17 protein-coding genes and 1 tRNA gene are annotated in these 16,668 nt (G+C 63.1%); 7 read left to right on the top strand and 11 right to left on the bottom strand.

What is annotated here, in order from left to right:
- Positions 1–192: 192 nt before the first annotated feature.
- The 5 genes from lpdA to AB7M16_RS15675 are packed head-to-tail and all read right to left on the bottom strand — an operon-like array spanning position 193 to position 5,508.
- Positions 193–1,590 (bottom strand): dihydrolipoyl dehydrogenase, encoded by a 1,398-nt coding sequence (gene lpdA / locus AB7M16_RS15695; protein WP_453944417.1) that lies wholly within the window; start codon positions 1,588–1,590, stop codon positions 193–195.
- A gap of 4 nt (positions 1,591–1,594) precedes the next feature.
- A complete protein-coding gene (locus AB7M16_RS15690) occupies positions 1,595–2,869 on the bottom strand; it encodes a dihydrolipoamide acetyltransferase family protein (protein ID WP_453944416.1) in 1,275 nt (424 codons plus the stop codon).
- Between the two features lies 1 nt (position 2,870).
- On the bottom strand, positions 2,871–3,884 hold the full coding sequence (locus AB7M16_RS15685; RefSeq protein ID WP_453944415.1) for an alpha-ketoacid dehydrogenase subunit beta: 1,014 nt from the start codon (positions 3,882–3,884) through the stop codon (positions 2,871–2,873).
- A 3-nt stretch (positions 3,885–3,887) separates the two neighbouring features.
- Complete coding sequence (locus tag AB7M16_RS15680) at positions 3,888–5,147, bottom strand: 3-methyl-2-oxobutanoate dehydrogenase (2-methylpropanoyl-transferring) subunit alpha (protein WP_172786220.1); 1,260 nt, start codon at positions 5,145–5,147, stop codon at positions 3,888–3,890.
- A gap of 1 nt (position 5,148) precedes the next feature.
- Positions 5,149–5,508 carry a hypothetical protein gene (locus AB7M16_RS15675; RefSeq protein ID WP_453944414.1) on the bottom strand — a complete coding sequence of 120 codons (360 nt, stop codon included), beginning with the start codon at positions 5,506–5,508 and terminating at the stop codon, positions 5,149–5,151.
- Positions 5,509–5,540: 32 nt separating this feature from the next.
- Here AB7M16_RS15675 and AB7M16_RS15670 point away from each other — a divergent pair, with 32 nt between their 5' ends.
- A complete protein-coding gene (locus AB7M16_RS15670; RefSeq protein WP_172786005.1) occupies positions 5,541–6,053 on the top strand; it encodes an Lrp/AsnC family transcriptional regulator in 513 nt (170 codons plus the stop codon).
- 107 nt (positions 6,054–6,160) lie between these two features.
- Here the strand turns inward: AB7M16_RS15670 and AB7M16_RS15665 are convergent, their stop codons facing one another.
- Positions 6,161–7,492 (bottom strand): MFS transporter, encoded by a 1,332-nt coding sequence (locus tag AB7M16_RS15665; protein ID WP_453944413.1) that lies wholly within the window; start codon positions 7,490–7,492, stop codon positions 6,161–6,163.
- Between the two features lie 635 nt (positions 7,493–8,127).
- On the opposite strand from AB7M16_RS15665, the gene AB7M16_RS15660 reads away from it, so the two are divergent.
- From AB7M16_RS15660 to AB7M16_RS15650, 3 genes are all read left to right on the top strand, one after another.
- Positions 8,128–9,021 carry an NAD(P)-dependent oxidoreductase gene (locus AB7M16_RS15660; RefSeq protein WP_453944412.1) on the top strand — a complete coding sequence of 298 codons (894 nt, stop codon included), beginning with the start codon at positions 8,128–8,130 and terminating at the stop codon, positions 9,019–9,021.
- Between the two features lie 37 nt (positions 9,022–9,058).
- On the top strand, positions 9,059–10,540 hold the full coding sequence (locus AB7M16_RS15655; protein WP_453944411.1) for an aldehyde dehydrogenase family protein: 1,482 nt from the start codon (positions 9,059–9,061) through the stop codon (positions 10,538–10,540).
- Between the two features lie 147 nt (positions 10,541–10,687).
- A complete protein-coding gene (locus AB7M16_RS15650) occupies positions 10,688–11,767 on the top strand; it encodes an isocitrate/isopropylmalate dehydrogenase family protein (protein WP_453944410.1) in 1,080 nt (359 codons plus the stop codon).
- A gap of 11 nt (positions 11,768–11,778) precedes the next feature.
- Here the strand turns inward: AB7M16_RS15650 and AB7M16_RS15645 are convergent, their stop codons facing one another.
- Positions 11,779–12,675, bottom strand: coding sequence for a LysR family transcriptional regulator (locus tag AB7M16_RS15645; RefSeq protein ID WP_172786001.1), 897 nt, complete (start codon positions 12,673–12,675; stop codon positions 11,779–11,781).
- 56 nt (positions 12,676–12,731) lie between these two features.
- On the opposite strand from AB7M16_RS15645, the gene AB7M16_RS15640 reads away from it, so the two are divergent.
- On the top strand, positions 12,732–12,986 hold the full coding sequence (locus tag AB7M16_RS15640) for a hypothetical protein (RefSeq protein WP_453944409.1): 255 nt from the start codon (positions 12,732–12,734) through the stop codon (positions 12,984–12,986).
- 27 nt (positions 12,987–13,013) lie between these two features.
- Here the strand turns inward: AB7M16_RS15640 and AB7M16_RS15635 are convergent.
- Positions 13,014–13,098 (bottom strand) — tRNA-Leu (locus AB7M16_RS15635).
- Positions 13,099–13,252: 154 nt separating this feature from the next.
- On the opposite strand from AB7M16_RS15635, the gene AB7M16_RS15630 reads away from it, so the two are divergent.
- Positions 13,253–13,792, top strand: a complete 540-nt coding sequence (locus tag AB7M16_RS15630) for a disulfide bond formation protein B (protein ID WP_453944408.1) — start codon at positions 13,253–13,255, stop codon at positions 13,790–13,792.
- A gap of 3 nt (positions 13,793–13,795) precedes the next feature.
- Here the strand turns inward: AB7M16_RS15630 and AB7M16_RS15625 are convergent, their stop codons facing one another.
- Both AB7M16_RS15625 and AB7M16_RS15620 read right to left on the bottom strand, forming a co-directional pair.
- Positions 13,796–14,881 carry an AbrB family transcriptional regulator gene (locus tag AB7M16_RS15625; protein ID WP_453944407.1) on the bottom strand — a complete coding sequence of 362 codons (1,086 nt, stop codon included), beginning with the start codon at positions 14,879–14,881 and terminating at the stop codon, positions 13,796–13,798.
- A gap of 100 nt (positions 14,882–14,981) precedes the next feature.
- Positions 14,982–15,272: a PsiF family protein gene (locus AB7M16_RS15620; protein ID WP_453944406.1), complete on the bottom strand. Its 291-nt coding sequence runs from the start codon at positions 15,270–15,272 to the stop codon at positions 14,982–14,984.
- Between the two features lie 199 nt (positions 15,273–15,471).
- Here AB7M16_RS15620 and AB7M16_RS15615 point away from each other — a divergent pair, with 199 nt between their 5' ends.
- Complete coding sequence (locus AB7M16_RS15615) at positions 15,472–15,954, top strand: hypothetical protein (RefSeq protein WP_453944405.1); 483 nt, start codon at positions 15,472–15,474, stop codon at positions 15,952–15,954.
- A 124-nt stretch (positions 15,955–16,078) separates the two neighbouring features.
- On the opposite strand, the gene AB7M16_RS15610 is transcribed toward AB7M16_RS15615, so the two are convergent.
- Positions 16,079–16,627 (bottom strand): TetR/AcrR family transcriptional regulator, encoded by a 549-nt coding sequence (locus AB7M16_RS15610; RefSeq protein WP_172785996.1) that lies wholly within the window; start codon positions 16,625–16,627, stop codon positions 16,079–16,081.
- Positions 16,628–16,668 lie beyond the last annotated feature (41 nt).

The raw sequence follows: 16,668 nt of genomic DNA, 5'->3' as shown, positions 1-16,668 counted from the left end.
TGATCTTTGCGGGTTTGTGCCGCATTGGCTGCCGTTGAGAGGGCATTCCGAAGAAAACAATGCCGAATTACCACCGATGCCGGCAGCTTGCAGCGGGTGTCGAACGCCTTCATCGCCTATGCCGTTCCGGACTCCACAATTCCTCCGACGGGAGGCGCCGCCGCGGCGCGGGGCATGGGAGTTCCTATACGCCTAAATATGAATCGCATGTCCCAGCGACTTCAGCGCGGCCTCGTGAAAGGCTTCGCCTTGGGTCGGATGCGCATGGATGGTCATGGCGACATCCTCGAGGCGCGCGCCCATCTCCAGCGCAAGACCGAAGGCTGCCGAGAGCTCGGCGATGCCGGCGCCAACGCCCTGGATTCCCAACAGGAGATGATTGTCGGCTCGCGCGACGGTTCGGATGAAGCCGTCTTCCCGATCCAGCGTCAGTGCGCGGCCGTTGGCCTTGAACGGGAAGAGGTCCGTCTTGACCTCGAAACCCCTGCTGCTCGCCTCGTTGGGTGACAGGCCGACCGTGACAATCTCGGGGTCAGTGAAGCAGATCGCCGGGATCGAAATGCGGTCCCAGGCGCGACGGCGACCGGCAACGATCTCAGCCACCATTTCGCCTTGCGCCATGGCGCGATGCGCCAGCATCGGCTCTCCCGTGACGTCTCCGATCGCGGAGACGCCGTGCATCGAGGTACGGCATCGGTCGTCGATTCTGATAAAAGGTCCATCCATGTCGAGATCGAGAATCTCGAGCCCGAAGCCGCTTGTCGCGGGTCTGCGGCCGACCGTAACAAGGATCTTGTCGGCTTCGAGTGACGTCTGCTCCCCGCTGGCGGTCTCGATCGCCAGCGCCGCGCTTTCCGTGCCGAGTGCTTGCACCTTTGCGCCAGTCAGAACCGTGACTCCGAGCGCGGTCAGGCGCCTTGCGATGGGCTCACTTAGGTCGACATCATATTGCGGGAGAATGCGCGGCGCAGCCTCGACGACCGTGACGGCTGCGCCCATTTTCGCGAGCGCAGTGCCGAGCTCGAGGCCAATGTAACCGCCGCCGACCACGACAAGCTTCTTCGGGATTTCGGTGAGCGCCAAAGCCTCGGTCGAGGAGATCACGCGGCCTCCGAAGGGAAGGAACGGCAGCGCAACCGGCTCGGAGCCCGTCGCGATCACCACCGTTTCGGCACGGATCACCTGCCGGCCGGATGGCGTTTCGACCTCGACGGTCTTGCCGTCGCGAAAGGAGGCGCGACCAGCCACGTATCTGGCGCCGGCTCTTTTCAGTAGACCAGCCACGCCGCCGTTCAGGCGCCTCACGATATCATCCTTCCAGGCGATGGTCCTCGCGAAGTTGAGTGATGGCGGCGCAGCGGAAATGCCGAAGGCATTCTTGCCATCGGCGGCCCGCGCGATGGTTTCATACTCACCGGCCGCATGGATCAAGGCCTTGGAAGGAATGCAGCCGACATTGAGACAGGTTCCACCCGGCTTTTCGGCCTCGACGATGATCGTATCGATGCCGAGCTGGCCGGCACGGATCGCGCAGGTGTAGCCGCCGGGGCCCGCGCCGATGACAAGGAGCTTGCAGGTGATTTCGGTCATTGTCTTATGCGTCAATGAAGATCATGGCCGGTGTCTCCAGCTGTGTCTTGATCCGCTGCACGAACTGGGCTGCATCGAACCCATCGATCACCCGGTGATCAAAGCTGGACGACAGATTCATCATCTGACGCGGAACGAAGACGGCGCCATCCCAATGCGGACGGATGGCGATGCGGTTGACACCGACGATTGCGACCTCCGGATGATTGATGATGGGCGTCGTCGCGAGCCCACCCAGCGCGCCGAGCGACGTGATCGTGATGGTCGAGCCGGTGAGTTCGTCGCGGGTGGCGCTGCCGTTCCGCGCCGCTTCCGCGATCCGCGCGACCTCGGCGGCGCAATTCCAGAGGTCGCGCGCTTCCGCATGACGGACGACGGGGACCACCAAGCCGGTCGGCGTTTGCGTGGCAATCCCGATATGAACGCCCGCGTGCTGGTGAACGATCCCGGCCTCGTCGTCGAAATGGGCATTGAGATGGGGCAGCCCGGTGATCGCGCGCACCATGGCGCGCATCAGGAACGGCAACAATGTCAGTTTGGGCCTGCCCGGCTGCTTCTGGCTGTTGAGCTTCGCGCGCAAATCCTCGAGCGCGGTGACATCGACCTCTTCGATATAGGTGATGTGCGGAATGCGCGAGCTCGCAATCGACATCTTCTCGGCGATCTTGCGGCGTAAGCCGACGATCTTGATGTCGGTCACCGCGGTTTGCGCGGGATACGGCGTCGCTGTCGTTCCGATACCGCCGCGCGCGAAATGGGCGTCAAGATCATCGTGGGTGACCCGCCCGGCCGGGCCCGTTCCGCGAATCTGACGCAAGTCGACGCCTGCTTCCCGCGCGCGGAGCCGAACCGCCGGGGCGGCCAAAGGCCGATCGCTTGCGTGGCGGAGTAGCGCCGCTGATGGCTGCGTCCTCCGCGCATTGGGCGGCTCGCTCGCCGGCACGCGCAGGGCGCTTGCGGCATGATCAGACTTTTTGGCCGAAGCGCTTGCCGCGGACGATGCGAGCTTCACCGCTTCCGTCGCGGGCGCGCTCTTGCCGTCGACCTCCAGCCGAACGAAGTCCGAGCCGATTGCGAGAACGTCGCCCACACTGCCGGCGAGCCAGATGACCCGTCCCTCGGCGGGCGAGGGAATTTCCACCGTCGCCTTGTCGGTCATGACTGCGCCGAGCACGGCGTCCTCGCGCACGACATCGCCGACCTTCACGTGCCATTCCACGAGCTCGGCTTCCGCAATGCCTTCGCCGACGTCGGGCAGCTTGACCACGCGCTCGGCCATTTCAAGCCTCCAGCGTTTCGATCAGCGCACGACTGACTCGCGCCGGGCCCGGAAAGTAGTCCCATTCCTGTGCGTGTGGGTAGGGCGTGTCCCAGCCGGCGACCCGCGCGATGGGGGCTTCCAGATGATAGAAGCATCGCGTCTGGACCAGTGCGCAGAGCTCAGCACCGAATCCGGAGGTCAGCGTTGCCTCATGCACGATCACGCAGCGCCCGGTCTTCTTGACCGAGGCTTCGATTGTGTCGAGATCGAGCGGCAGCAGCGAGCGAAGATCGACAATCTCGGCATCAATACCGGCTTCGGTCGCGGCGGTCTCGGCGACATGAACCATCGTGCCGTAGGCGAGGATGGTGACGGCCTCGCCGTGCCGGCGGATCGCGGCGCTACCGAGCGGAATTGCAAAATGTCCGTCGTCGACTTCGCCGAGATCATGCTTCGACCACGGTGTCACCGGCCGGTCATGATGACCGTCGAATGGCCCGTTATAGAGCCGCTTCGGTTCGAGAAAGATCACGGGATCGGGGTCCTCGATGGCGGAGATCAGCAGACCCTTGGCGTCGCGCGGGTTCGATGGCACGACGGTCTTGATGCCGCAGACATGGGTGAACAGAGCTTCCGGGCTCTGGCTGTGCGTCTGCCCGCCAAAGATGCCGCCGCCGGTCGGCATGCGCACGACGAGCGGGCAGGTGAACTGGCCATTCGACCGATAGCGTAGCCGCGCGGCCTCGGAGACGATCTGGTCGTAAGCCGGATACATGTAATCGGCGAACTGGATTTCGACGCAGGGTTTCAGGCCATAAGCTGCCATGCCGACCGCGATGCCGACGATGCCGAGTTCGCTGATCGGGGTATCGAAGCAACGGCTCGTTCCGTATTTCGCCTGTAGACCCTGGCTGGCGCGAAACACACCGCCGAAATAGCCGACATCCTCGCCGAACACGACGACATCGTTGTCGCGCGACATCATCACATCCATCGCGTCGCGAATCGCCTCGATCATGGTCCGCCGTGTCATGATTCAGACTCCGGCTTCCTGGCGCTGACGGCGCAGATGTGGCGGCATATCTGCGAATACGCCCTCGAACATGTCACGCGCCGAAGGACGTTGCTCGGAATGAAGCGTGCCGTAGCTCTCGGCTTCCTTTTGGGCCGAAACGACTGTGTCCAGGATCTCCGCCTCAGCCTGCTTGTGCCGCTCCTCCGACCAGGCGCCGCGGACGATCAAATGGTTCTTCAGCCTGATCACGGGATCTCCGAGCGGCCACGCTTCGGATTCTGTCTTCGGCCGATAGCCCGCTGGGTCGTCCGAAGTAGAATGCGCACCGACGCGATAGGTTACGTGCTCGATCAGGGTAGGGCCGAGGTTGCGGCGTGCGCGTTCGCAGGCCCATTTCGCGACCGCATGGACTGCAAGGTAGTCGTTGCCGTCGACACGTAGTGCCGGAATGCCGAAGCCGAGACCGCGCGCTGCAAACGTGCCGGAGCCGCCGCGTGCGATGCCCTGGAAGGTCGAGATGGCCCATTGATTGTTGACGATGTTGAGCACGACCGGCGCGCGATAGGTGGAGGCGAACACCAGTGCGGCATGGAAGTCGGATTCGGCAGTTGCCCCATCGCCGATCCACGCAACTGCGATCTTGGTGTCGTTCTTGATCGCAGACGCCATCGCCCAGCCGACCGCCTGGATGTATTGGGTGGCGAGATTGCCGGAGATCGAGAAGAAGCCGTGCTCCCTGGAGGAATACATCACCGGTAGCTGGCGCCCCTTCAGGGGATCGTGCGTGTTGGAGTAGATCTGACAGGCCATCTCGACCAGCGAGTAGCCGCCGGCGATCAAAAGCCCCGCCTGGCGATAGGTCGGAAAATTCATATCGCCCGGAAGAAGCGCCTTGCGGAAGGCGCAACTCACGGCCTCTTCGCCCATATGCTGCATATAGAACGACGTCTTGCCCTGACGCTGTGCTGTCTGCATCCGCGCGTCAAATGCACGCAACGTCATCATGTGACGCAAGCCCTCGAGCAGTTCGCTGTCCGAGAGGGTGCCTGCCCAGGGCCCCACGGCCTCGCCATCGCGATTGAGCACGCGAATGACGGAGAAGGCGAGATCACGAATCGTCTCGGCGTCCACGTCGACTGCGGGACGATTGACCTGGCCTGCGCGCGGAATGCGGATGTTCGAGAAATCTGGCGTGCCGCCCGGGCGCACCGCTGGTTCCGGCACGTGCAGCCTCAGTGGCGGATGCTCGGCGGATTGAGCCGCTTCGCCTTGCGGGATCATGTCATGGATGAGGTCGGGGTCGGGCATTGCTTTCACCTCTCACCTCGATTGCATCGATGCAGAATAACGCACCAACGCGGCGAACGAGCCGGTCGACGACGTCGCGGTCATCGATATCTATGGAAGCCGAGATGCGGCAGGCGTTCGAATCCACGCGCGCGCTGACGGCGGCAAGCCGCAGCCCCGCGACACGGGTCTGGTCGAGCAGGCGGCCGAGTGCGGCGTGCATATCGCTGGTCTGGAGTTCGAGAAAAAACACCGCATACGTCTCGTTTTGTAAGTACATCGTACTGGCAAGGACCAGGATTGTTGTTCTTTTGATCTGGGTATAGCCTGGATATGCGATAAGGATATTCCACATGTCAGCCGTAAGGCCAGAATGGAGTTCTTGGTATGGTGCCGATCGGACGTGCCTCGAGGCCGGTCAAGGCCCCGCGCAAGGATGCGCTTCGGCTAGACGAGATCGATCGCAAGATCCTGCGCGCCTTGCAGCAGGATGCACGCCTGACGACGGCGCAACTCGCCGACAGGATTGGGCTCTCCACCACGCCATGCTGGAACAGGCTGAAGCGTCTCGAGACGCAGGGCTATATCGATGGCTACGTCGCGCTGCTCAATCAGGACAAGCTTGGCCTGCCCGAAACGGTCATCATAGAGCTGACGCTCGATCGTCACGACGAGGAGATGCTCGAACGCTTTGGCCAATTGCTGACGAATTTGCCGGAGGTGATCGAGGCCTATCTCACCACCGGCGATTACGATTACATTGTGAAGGTCGCGGTCGAAAGCACCGCCGGCTATGAACGCTTCCTGCGCGAAAAGCTCTATCGCATCCCTGGCATCCGCCACAGCCGGTCGTCATTTGCGTTGCGCTGCCTGAAAAAGCTAACCTCGGTCCAGGTCTAGCAAAGGATCGGGGCACTCCAGTCGAGCCCTCATCGCTCCTGACGGCAGTCGTCCCCATCCCCCAAGTTGGGAATGGGGCTAGGATCTACCGGGCGATGCTGCAAAGGCTACCGTTCCGGCTCGCCGAACTCGTGCTTGCTGTCGTGGCCGCCGATGAACACCAGGACCCCGGCGATCAGCGGCAGGACCGCAAGCACGAGCAGGCCGGTCGAGGTTTGCCCCGTCGCTTCCTTGACCCAGCCGATCAGATAAGGACCGCCAAAGCCTGCGAGGTTGCCGATCGAGTTGATCAGCGCGATGGCGCCGGCGGCCGCCGTGCCGGAGAGCCAGGCGGTCGGCAGGGTCCAGAACACGCCGAAGCAGCAGAACACGCCGATCGCGGCGACCGTCAGCACCACCATCGTCAGCGTGGGATCGGTGAGATAGGAGGAGATGCCGAGCGCAATCGCCGTGAGCAGCAGCGGCGCGCCGACATGGAACACGCGCTCACGCGTGGCATCGGAATGCCGCGCCCACAAGATCATGGCGATGGTGCCGAACAGATAGGGAATCGCGGTGACGAAGCCGGTCTGTGTGTTCGTCAGGCCGAACGCCTTGACGATCTGCGGCAGCCAGAACTGCATGCCGTAGAGCGCGCCGACGAAGCCGAAATAGATCAGGCTGAGCGCGATTACCTTCGGTGAGGTCAGCGCTTTGCCAAGAGACAGATGTTTGACCGCCTTCTTGGCCGCAGCCTCCGCATCAAGCTTGGCCTTGAGCCAGGTCTTCTGCTCGGGCGAGAGCCAATCTGCCTTCTCCGGCTTGTCGGTGAGATAGAACCAGGTGGCGATGCCGAGCAGCACCGACGGGATGCCCTCGATGATGAACAGCCATTGCCAGCCCTTCAACCCCATGAGGCCGTCGAGGCCGAGCAGCAAGCCCGAGATCGGTGCGCCGATCACGGTGGATACGGGGACCGCGATCGCAAAGGCCGCGATGAAGCGGCCGCGGTACTCGGCCGGGTACCAATAGGTGAGATAGAGGATGATGCCGGGGAAGAAACCGGCCTCGGCGACACCGAGCAGAAAGCGCAGAATGTAGAAGCTGGTCTCGCCGCTGACCATCGCCATCAGCGCCGAGATGATGCCCCAGGTCACCATGATCCGGGCGATCCAGCGGCTGGCGCCGAATTTCTCCAGCGCCAGATTGCTCGGCACCTCGAAGATGAAATAGCCGATGAAGAAGATGCCGGCGCCCCAGGCGAACACCAACGGGGAAAATTTCAGGTCCGCGTTCATGGTCAGCGCGGCAAAGCCGAGATTGACGCGGTCGAGATAGGAGAAGAAGTAGGCCAGCACCAGGAAGGGAATCAGGCGCCAGGAGATGGCGCGAATGGTCGAAGTCTCGATCGCCGACTTGGCAGCGCCAGCGGCACCGGCATAGGTGGTGGTCTGACTCATCGCGGTTCCCCCGTCTGTCCGCCAAGTCGACTTGGCTTCGTTATGATTGATGTTTGCGGATCTAATTCTCGGCAGAGTGCTGAAGCAATGCTGGCGTAGCGCAGTAATTCTGAACGGGGTGTCAGTTTTTCTCACGGGCCGATGTCCGGGTGACACTGCGGCCCTCATTGGACCGTCGACGTGCCTCGGCATGACGGAAGTAAACCCGTGGGTTTTTCCGACCACCGGGGGAAAGGCCGGCAGATCAGAAAAACCAAACGGGAGGTCAGAAAAAGCGCCTTGCATGGAACCGGACGACGCCGCTCATCTTGCGCCATCAAGAAGGAAGCCTGTCGCAGGCGAGGAAACGATGGTTGCAAGCGGCCTATCCAGCGCAAGAGCACGGCTCGGGTCGGCCTTCAAATCCGGTCGCGCCGCCACGGGTCGGCGCCGCAACGTTGCGCCGGCCAAATGAGCCGCGCGGAGCATCTGCGGATGCGGGCTCGGCTAGCGTCGTGATCCGCTCTTACCTGCCAGAATTGCTGGCGCTGTCCATCGGATCGTGGTCGCCAAGCGCTCGTCGACGCGATCAGGCGACAGAGCAACAGATCATCTACGCCGCCATTCACGAGAGGCTTGCATGAACGATGAATGAGATGACCAAGCTGAGAGTCGGAATTGTCGGTGTAGGTCTGATGGGCCACGGAATCGCAAAGAATGTCCTGGCGCGGGGCAGCTTTCCTCTGGCCTTTCTCGACCACCCGGGCAATCAACCCGTTGACGATCTCCTCAGCCTCAGGGCCACGGCCTGCAAGACGCCCGGTGAGGTCGCGAGCGCGTCGGATGTTATCATCCTCTGCGTAACGGGTTCGCCTCAGGTCGAAGCAATCCTGACGGGCGAAGCGGGCGTTCTGTCTGGCCTCCGTAAGGGCACCATCATTGTCGATTGCTCGACGGCGCTGCCGGACTCGACATTGCGGATGGCCGCCGCGGTCGAGGCGGCGGGTGGACGCTTTCTCGATGCGCCCATGACGCGCACCGCCAGGCACGCGGAAGAAGGAACGCTGAACCTTCTGGTTGGCGGCGACGAAGCCGACCTTCGCAGCGTCCGCGCGGTTCTTGCCTCTTTCACCGAGGGTGTGGAACATGTCGGCCCGGTGGGTTTCGGCCACCGGCTCAAGCTGCTCCATAATTATGTATCGATCGGCTTCATGGCGCTGCTTGGCGAAGCCGCGGCGCAGGCCGCCGATGCAGGCGTCGATCCGGCGGTCTTCGTCGACGTCCTTGCCAAAGGAGGCGGGGCTGGCGTTGCGCTCCAGCGCATGGCGCCCGCAATCGTGACGGGCGATACCGGCACGATCCCGTTCTTTATCGATAATGCGCTAAAGGATATCTCCTACTACCGGATGATGGCGAGCAACTCCGGCGCATCCAAAGCGATCGCAGACGGTGTCGGCACTGCGATCGCGGCTGTGGTCGAGAGCGGCCATGGCCAAGCCTATATTTCCGACCTGGCGCGGCTCCTTCGAAAAACGAAGCCGGCAGCCTAGACCGAGAACGAGTGTTGAGACAGGGACGACCGATCCAATGACAATGACCGATATCCGATTTCCCGTAGATGGCCGAACTCGCAAGATGTTCGTCGATGGCGCGTGGGTTGAGGCCCGCTCGGGAAAAATCCTCGAGACGCGCAATCCCGCGACTGGCGAGGTGATCGGCCGTGTCCCGCGTGGCGATGCTGGCGACATCGACATTGCAGTTAGCGCCGCCCGGCGCGCCTTCGTGGGACCGTGGAGCCGCTTCAAACCGTTCGAGCGACAGGCTCTGCTCCTGCGCATTGCCGATCTATTCGAGAAGCATTGGGAGGAGATCAGTCGGTCCGACACCGCCGACATGGGTATGCCGATCGTCAGGACGCGGGCGAACAAGCTTCGCGTGCTCGGCATGCTCAGATACTACGCCGGCATGGCGACGGCGATTCATGGGCAGACGATCGACAATTCGCTTCCCGGCGACATAGTTTCGTTCACGCGGAAGGAGCCGGTCGGCGTGGTCGGCGCGATCATCCCGTGGAACGCGCCCACCGCTGCGTCGGTTTGGAAGATCGGACCTGCGCTCGCGACCGGATGCACCATCGTGCTCAAGCCTTCCGAAGAGGCGCCGCTAACGCCCCTCCTGATCGCGGATTTGATGAACGAGGCAGGTGTGCCGCCCGGCGTCGTCAACGTCGTGACCGGGACCGGCCCGGAGGCCGGCGCGCCTTTGGCCGAACATCCCGGTGTCGACAAGATCGTCTTCACGGGATCCACTGCCACGGGCCAGGCGATCATCCGAGCGTCGGCCGGCAATCTCAAACGGGTATCCCTCGAGCTTGGCGGAAAGTCGCCGGTCATCGTCTGCGCCGACGCGGACCTCGACAAGGCTGTCCCGATTGCCGCGATGGCAGCGTTCGCCAATTCGGGCCAGATCTGCATCGCCGGCTCCCGCCTGTTCGTCGAGCGAGCGATCCACGACGAGTTGGTCGAACGGCTCGGAAAGTTCGCTTCGGCCCTCAAGATCGGCGACGGAGCTGATCCCATGACGGAGATCGGACCCCTCGTTTCCGAGCGACAGCTCGACAAGGTCGAAGGCTTCCTGAACAGCGGACGCGACCAGGGCGCGAAGGTCGTGACCGGAGGCCGAAGACTGAGAGAGGGGAGTTTCGCGAAGGGCAACTTCGTCGAGCCGACCGTGTTCGCCGGCGTCTCCGACGACATGCAGATCGCCCGTGACGAAATCTTTGGTCCGGTCATTTCCGCACTGCCCTTCGACACGCTCGATGAAGCCGTGGAGCGCGCCAATGCGACACCATACGGGCTTGCGGCGGGTGTCTTCACGCGTGACGTGAGCAAGGCCCACATCATTTCGCGCAGTCTCCGGGCGGGATCGGTCTGGGTGAACACCTATCACGCGATCGATCCTGCATTGCCTTTCGGCGGCTACAAGATGAGTGGATATGGCCGTGAAGGCGGCACCGAACAGCTCGACGAGTACCTCAATACGAAGGGAGTCTGGATCAAGCTGGACTGACCCGATCATTCTGTCGGCTTCGCGATCAGTCGCGACGATACACATCTGATCGACGCTTCACCCAACGTGGCGCGCCGATGCCTGACCTTGCGCATTCGTGGCTGCGAGGGAAGAGACGAGACCACTACAATCAACCGAGCGAGTATCATGAAGGACAGTTACAAAATTGCGGTCGTGCACGGAGATGGCATCGGACCGGAAGTCGCTCGTGCGGCGGTTGCGGTGCTGCAGGCTGGTGTCCAGACCGGCACGCTCCAGTTCGTGGAATACCCGGCGGGTGCCACTCACTTTCTCGAAACGGGAGACTCCTTTCCGGCGACCTCGTTCGAGGGCTGTCGCGGGGCCGACGCCATTCTCCATGGTGCGGCTGGCATTCCCGGTGTGGTTCACCCTGACGGAACCGAAGCCGGACTTGATTTCACGCTCTCACTTCGCTTCAAGTTGGATCTGTATGCCAACGTGCGGCCCATTAGGCTCTACAAGGGCGTGCCGTCTCCGCTCGGGCATCCGGGGTCGATCGATTACGTCATCGTCAGGGAGAATAGCGAGGGGCTCTATGCCGCGCGCGGCGCGGGTGCGCTGCTGAGGGAGGAAGTCGCAGTCGACACGCTCGTTCAGACTAGGAAAGGTATCGAGCGTATCGTCCGGTTCGCGTTCGGCCTCGCCAGATCGCGTAACGGCTCGCCAAAGGACGGCCGGCGCCGGGTCACCTGTTGCGACAAGGCCAATGTCCTGCGCACATATGCGTTCTTCCGTTCCGTCTTCGACGAGGTGGCCAAGGACTATCCCGACATTGAAGCCGAGCACGTCCTTGTTGATGCGATGACCGTTCATCTCGTCAACAAGCCATCGCACTTCGACGTCATCGTCACCGAGAACATGTTCGGCGACATCATTTCCGATCTCGGTGCCGCGACGGTCGGCGGGATGGGCATGTCTCCGTCGGAAGAAGTCGGTGATGGAATCGGCTTCTTTCAAGCTTCGCATGGCTCGGCGCCCGACATAGCAGGAAAGGGGCTCGCCAATCCCTATGGAACGATCCTGGCTGCGATACTGATGCTGAGACGCCTGGACCGGCGCTATCGCGATGATCGGCTGCGCCTTGGTGCCGACAGGATGGAAGCTGCCGTGTGCGCCGGGTTGGAGGATGCAGCGCTGAGGACACGGGACATCGGCGGCAATGCGACGACCAGTCAGGTCGTGGATGCGCTCCTGAAGCTGCTCTGAGCGGGAGGGCGTCAGCGCAGCTGGGAAAGACTTGAGCGGATCAAAGAGATCAGCTGCTCGGTGTTCGGGCGCCTGACCGAGTTGCGCGTGGTAATCAAGCCAATCTGGCGAAGCTTGATTTGATCGGAGAGCGGGACCACACGAAACCGCTGCACGCCGGCCTGCACCAGCGCGACTCGTGGCACGATCGCGATGCCGAGGCCGGACGCGGCCAGTGCCACCGCTGTCGTGGCGGCCTGAACTTCAAATTGAACATCGAGCCGGACGTGGAGCGTCTCCAGCGTCTCGTCGATCAACCCTCGCACGGCTGTCGTTTTCGACAGCAGGATGACCGGCTTGTCCACCAGATCGGCGAATCCTGTGCTTGCTTGCCCCTCGTCGAACACCGGCGGTACGCAGGCAAAAAGGGGGTCCTCAAGCATCGGCTCGAACTCATAGTCCCCCATGTCGGGGACTTGCGGACCAATACCGAACTCGACATCCTGCCGCTTGAGGAGTTCAAGCATAGGCGTCGTGGAGAGCTCCATGAGCTGGACCTGGCTCCGCGGATAGCGGACCTTGAATGTCGCCAGGATGTTGGGCAGCCATCCGGACGCGAGCGTCGGAACGCAGGCCATGCGAATGTGACGGCTGCGGGACTGTGCTGACTCGCTCAGCAAATCCAGCCCGGACTGAACTTCCTGGAGGGCGCGCTTTGCCTGCTCGAACAGAATTCGCCCCTCAGATGTCAGCAATACTTTCTGCGGCGTTCTGCGAAAAAGGAGGACGCCGATCTGCTCCTCCAAGTCGCGGATCTGCATGCTGACCGCAGAAGGAGACCGGTTCGATTCCTCGGCGGCCTTCCGGAAGCTTTCGTGCTCAGCTGCAAGCAGGAAGGTATGGAGAAGCTTGAGATTGATGTTCGACAAGTCCTATGCCCTGCTTCTGCGTTTCCGCGCATGTGACGGGGAGGGACAAAGCCCCCGTGCGCCGGAAGACCGATCTGTTCACAATATCCAGCGGCGATTGGTACGTATATCGACTGGAAAGTTCAGCCGTCGTTCCTGGGGGCCATCTGCTCAATTCCCTCGTCGGGAATAGCGAAATTCGCCATGAACGTTTGTTCGCCCGATACCGACAAAATGCCAACAAAACGGACGGCTGGAGCGAACTTTTACTTGTGGTTTCAATGCATCGCGAAGATTTTCCGGAGAAATCCGGGATCGAACCGACGGCTTAAGGCATAGTTATTATTAGTGTTTTATCGTGGTGCCCCTGGCCGGAATCGAACCAGCACTCCTTGCGGAACTCGATTTTGAGTCGAGCGCGTCTACCAGTTCCGCCACAGGGGCCCTCGGTCGGCCCCATAGGCGGCGTCGCGAAGCCGGCGGACTATAGCCATGGACGGGGCGGGGTCAACCCGCGCCAAAGTGATGTCAGCCGTTCTCGACAGCCGCATGGGCCGGGGCTAGAGGCTGGGGCGCGAGAGATGCCAAAGAGGCTGCCGTGACCACCGAGAGTGCCGCCATACCTGCGTTCAAGCCGGCCGCCACGAGCCCCGCGCTGACCGCCGCGGTCCTGGTCACGCTGGTCGCCGCAGCCACGATTGCGGGCGCCTGGTTCTTCCAGCTCGTCCTGGAGATCCTGCCCTGTCCATTGTGCCTGGAGCAGCGCTACGCCTACTACCTCGCAATACCGCTCGGTGCGCTCACGGCGCTGGCGGCGCGGAGCGGTGCGCCGCGGCCGCTGCTGCTGGCGGGGCTCGCGATCCTCGCCCTGGCGACGCTCGTCAATGCCGGTCTCGGCGCCTACCATTCCGGGGTCGAATGGGGGTTCTGGAAGGGGCCGACCGACTGCTCCGGGCCCGTCGTCAATCTCGGCAGCGCCGCCGATCTCTTGTCGAAGCTCGACACCGTGAAGGTGGTGCGCTGCGACGAGGTGCAGTGGCGCTTCCTCGGCCTCTCGCTCGCCGGCTACAACGTGCTGATCTCGCTCTTGATGGCCGCGATCGCCGCGTGGGGATTGGTGCGGACGGCGAAGCGCTAAAGCTCAATCGTCCACGTCGTCCTGCGTGCGCCCGAACAGGTGCACGATGCCCGGCGTTGCGATCGTCACGAAAACGAAACGCGACAGGTGATGGGCGCCGACGAAGATCGGGTCGATGTGCAGCGTCAAGGCCAGCGCCAGCATCGCATCCATGGCGCCGGGCGCGAAGGCGACGATGACGTCGGAGAATTTCACCTGGGTGGTGAGCGCCACGATGCCGACGAAGATGGCGGAGACGGCGATGGCCACGGCAAACGAGCCCAGGGCCGCGCTGAGGTGGCCGGCGAGCGTCTTGATTCGCATCCGCGCGAAACGGCTGCCGATCAGTGCGCCGATCCCGATCAGCGCCACGCCGCGCACCCAATCCGGCAGGCCGCCCTCGACCCATCCGGCACCATGCAGCACGCTGGAGGCGATCATCGCGCCGAACATCCAGCTTGCGGGAAACCTGATCAGCCGCAACACGAGCGCTGCCGCCAGCGACGCGGCGGCCAGCTCGAGGAGATCGAGCGGCGAGGCGATGGTCGTTGCCAGCGACGGCGCAGCCGAGGGCGCGACGCCTGCAATCGCCAGCACCATCGGCAGCGCGGCGGTCAGGATGATGACGCGCATGGTTTGCACCACCGCAATGCCCGGCAGGTCGGCGCCGCGCTCGACCGCCAGGATCGTGATCTGCGACAGCGCGCCGGGGCTGCCGGCCAGGAAAGCCGAGGTGCGGTCCCAGCCATGGATGCGCTGGAGGTAATAGCTGGAGCCGAACGTGGAGCAGAAGGTGGCGAGCGCCAGCAGGCCGATCGTGAGAGGATAGGCGCTGACCTGCTGAAGCAAATGGCGCGAGACGACCGAGCCCAGCGAGATGCCGAGCAGCACCAGCACGATCTGGGTCAGGATCGGCGGCAGGCTCAGCTGGCGGCCGGCGATTGCGGCGATCCCGACCGCGATCATCGAGCCGGAGATCAGCCCGCCGGGCAGGCCGGCGAGCAGAAACGCGAGGCCGCCGGCGGTGCCGATGACGAGCGTCTCCACCGTGCTCAGGATCTTGGCACGGCTCGGCCATTCGAACGACAGGGAGGCGGTGATTTGCTTCACGCCACCTTATCGCAAATCCGCCCGAGCCGCACAATTGCAGGCTCGTCATGCCGCAATGCGCGACGTCTTCCGCGGATGCTCGGAAGGAAGCGTGACGGGCTTATTTCTTGTCGGCGGCGGGAGCTGCGGGAGCGGCGGCTGCGCTGCCGGCCTTCGCCTCCTTTTTGCATTCGCGACGGAATTTCTTGCGCTCCTTCCCCTTCAATCCCTTGGCGTCCGCTTGCTTCGAGCATTCCAGCGATTCCGCCGATCGCTCCTTCGTTGCCTTCTTGTCGGGGACAGTGGCGGCAGTGTCGGTCTTGGCGGCCGGTGCGGCGGTCTGCGCGAAGGCGGTGCCGGTGAGGAGCAGGGAGGCGAGCGCGACGGCGGCGAGGCGGGACGTGAAGGTCATGTGGTGCACTCTGCTTGCGAGAATTGCGAAGGGCTGAAACGTCGGCTCGTGTTGCTGAACGCGACATGAATGAGTGAAGCGGCGGGATCACTATATTTTGCCGGCGCAACTCATCGCATCCTTGTCGCAAGCGTCCGGCACGCTAGGATAGCATCCTCAATTCACTTCCCTCAGGGAAGACCAAGCAGGAGACCCAAGGATGACCATTCAGACGAAATTGTTGTGTGCGATCGCAGCGTCGGGTGTCGCGGCATTGCTGGCGAGCGCGCCGGCGCAGGCATTGACCGCGCAGGAGTGTAGCGCGAAGTACCAGGCCGCCAAGAAGGACGGCTCGCTCGGCACCACGAAGTGGAATGACTTCCGCAAGGCCCAATGCGGTGCCGATGCAACGCCCACCGCTGCGCCGACCGCGGCAGCGCCCACGGCTCCCGCGGAGCCGAAGCAGGCCAAGAAGGAGGCGGCGCCCGCCGCGGCGCCGGCCCTGCCGGCGGGACCTGCGATCTACCCGAACGCGGTCGATCCAAAATATGCCAAGGAGCCCATCGGCAAGGCGCGCCTGCACACCTGCGTCGACCAGTACAATGCCAACAAGACCACCAACGGCAACGGCGGCCTGAAGTGGATCCAGAAGGGCGGCGGCTATTACAGCGAATGCACCAAGAAGCTGAAGGGCGCCGCCTGAGCTTCGAAATGCTACGAAGGCCGGAGCAACGCTCCGGCCTTTTCGCCTGTACTTTGGCGCACGATCTTTTCGGAAAACCGCTGCACCCTTGACGCTTACGCGGCCCTTCGGGTCCGGATCTGGCTCAGTCGAGCAGCTTCTCGGCCGATTTCGCCACGAGCTGCGACCGCTTGCGCGGACCGCTCTCGACGAACAACAGGCTCTGGCCGAAGATGAAGCAGTAGAACAGGAAGGCCTGCGCGTCGGCCTCCTCGGTCGCAAGGCCGGTGGCGCGATAGAGGTCGCCGACGTGCTTGAGCCGCGCCGCATCGACGCTCGCCACCGCTGCCGCGGCGTTCTCGTCCGAGCGGGCCCATTGCCGGATCGCAAGCTCGATCGCCATGCCTTCCGGATTGAGCCGCTCGGAATAGAGCTGGATCACCGCCTTCAGCCGTTCGCGCGGCGCTTGCCCGTCAAGGCTTGTCTGCTGCGCGATCGCGGCAATGCGGCCCTTGCGCCAGGCTTCCAGCATGGCCTCGAGCAGCGCGGCGCGATCGGCGAAGCGTCGGTAGAACCCGCCCTTGGTGACGCCGAGGTTCTTGGCGAGCACCTCGACCCGCACGCCCTCCACCCCCGCACGGGCGAGCTCGGCAAATCCAGCCTCGACCCAGACATCGCCCTTGCCGTCGCTCATGAAGGAAGCCTCACCCGGACTTGATACGGTGCCGTATTGCT

This window comes from Bradyrhizobium sp. USDA 372, assembly GCF_053629095.1.
This window is presented reverse-complemented; position numbering and strand designations above follow the sequence as displayed.

Excerpts from the sequence above, each read along its gene's own strand:
- AB7M16_RS15665 (WP_453944413.1), bottom strand. The coding sequence starts at position 7,492 with ATGAGTCAGACCACCACCTATGCCGGTGCCGCTGGCGCTGCCAAGTCG.
- AB7M16_RS15690 (WP_453944416.1), bottom strand. The coding sequence starts at position 2,869 with ATGGCCGAGCGCGTGGTCAAGCTGCCCGACGTCGGCGAAGGCATTGCG.
- lpdA (WP_453944417.1), bottom strand. The coding sequence starts at position 1,590 with ATGACCGAAATCACCTGCAAGCTCCTTGTCATCGGCGCGGGCCCCGGC.
- AB7M16_RS15650 (WP_453944410.1), top strand. The coding sequence starts at position 10,688 with ATGAAGGACAGTTACAAAATTGCGGTCGTGCACGGAGATGGCATCGGA.
- AB7M16_RS15675 (WP_453944414.1), bottom strand. The coding sequence starts at position 5,508 with ATGTGGAATATCCTTATCGCATATCCAGGCTATACCCAGATCAAAAGA.
- AB7M16_RS15685 (WP_453944415.1), bottom strand. The coding sequence starts at position 3,884 with ATGACACGGCGGACCATGATCGAGGCGATTCGCGACGCGATGGATGTG.
- AB7M16_RS15655 (WP_453944411.1), top strand. The coding sequence starts at position 9,059 with ATGACAATGACCGATATCCGATTTCCCGTAGATGGCCGAACTCGCAAG.
- AB7M16_RS15670 (WP_172786005.1), top strand. The coding sequence starts at position 5,541 with ATGGTGCCGATCGGACGTGCCTCGAGGCCGGTCAAGGCCCCGCGCAAG.
- AB7M16_RS15610 (WP_172785996.1), bottom strand. The coding sequence starts at position 16,627 with ATGAGCGACGGCAAGGGCGATGTCTGGGTCGAGGCTGGATTTGCCGAG.
- AB7M16_RS15660 (WP_453944412.1), top strand. The coding sequence starts at position 8,128 with ATGACCAAGCTGAGAGTCGGAATTGTCGGTGTAGGTCTGATGGGCCAC.
- AB7M16_RS15680 (WP_172786220.1), bottom strand. The coding sequence starts at position 5,147 with ATGATCCCGCAAGGCGAAGCGGCTCAATCCGCCGAGCATCCGCCACTG.
- AB7M16_RS15615 (WP_453944405.1), top strand. The coding sequence starts at position 15,472 with ATGACCATTCAGACGAAATTGTTGTGTGCGATCGCAGCGTCGGGTGTC.
- AB7M16_RS15620 (WP_453944406.1), bottom strand. The coding sequence starts at position 15,272 with ATGACCTTCACGTCCCGCCTCGCCGCCGTCGCGCTCGCCTCCCTGCTC.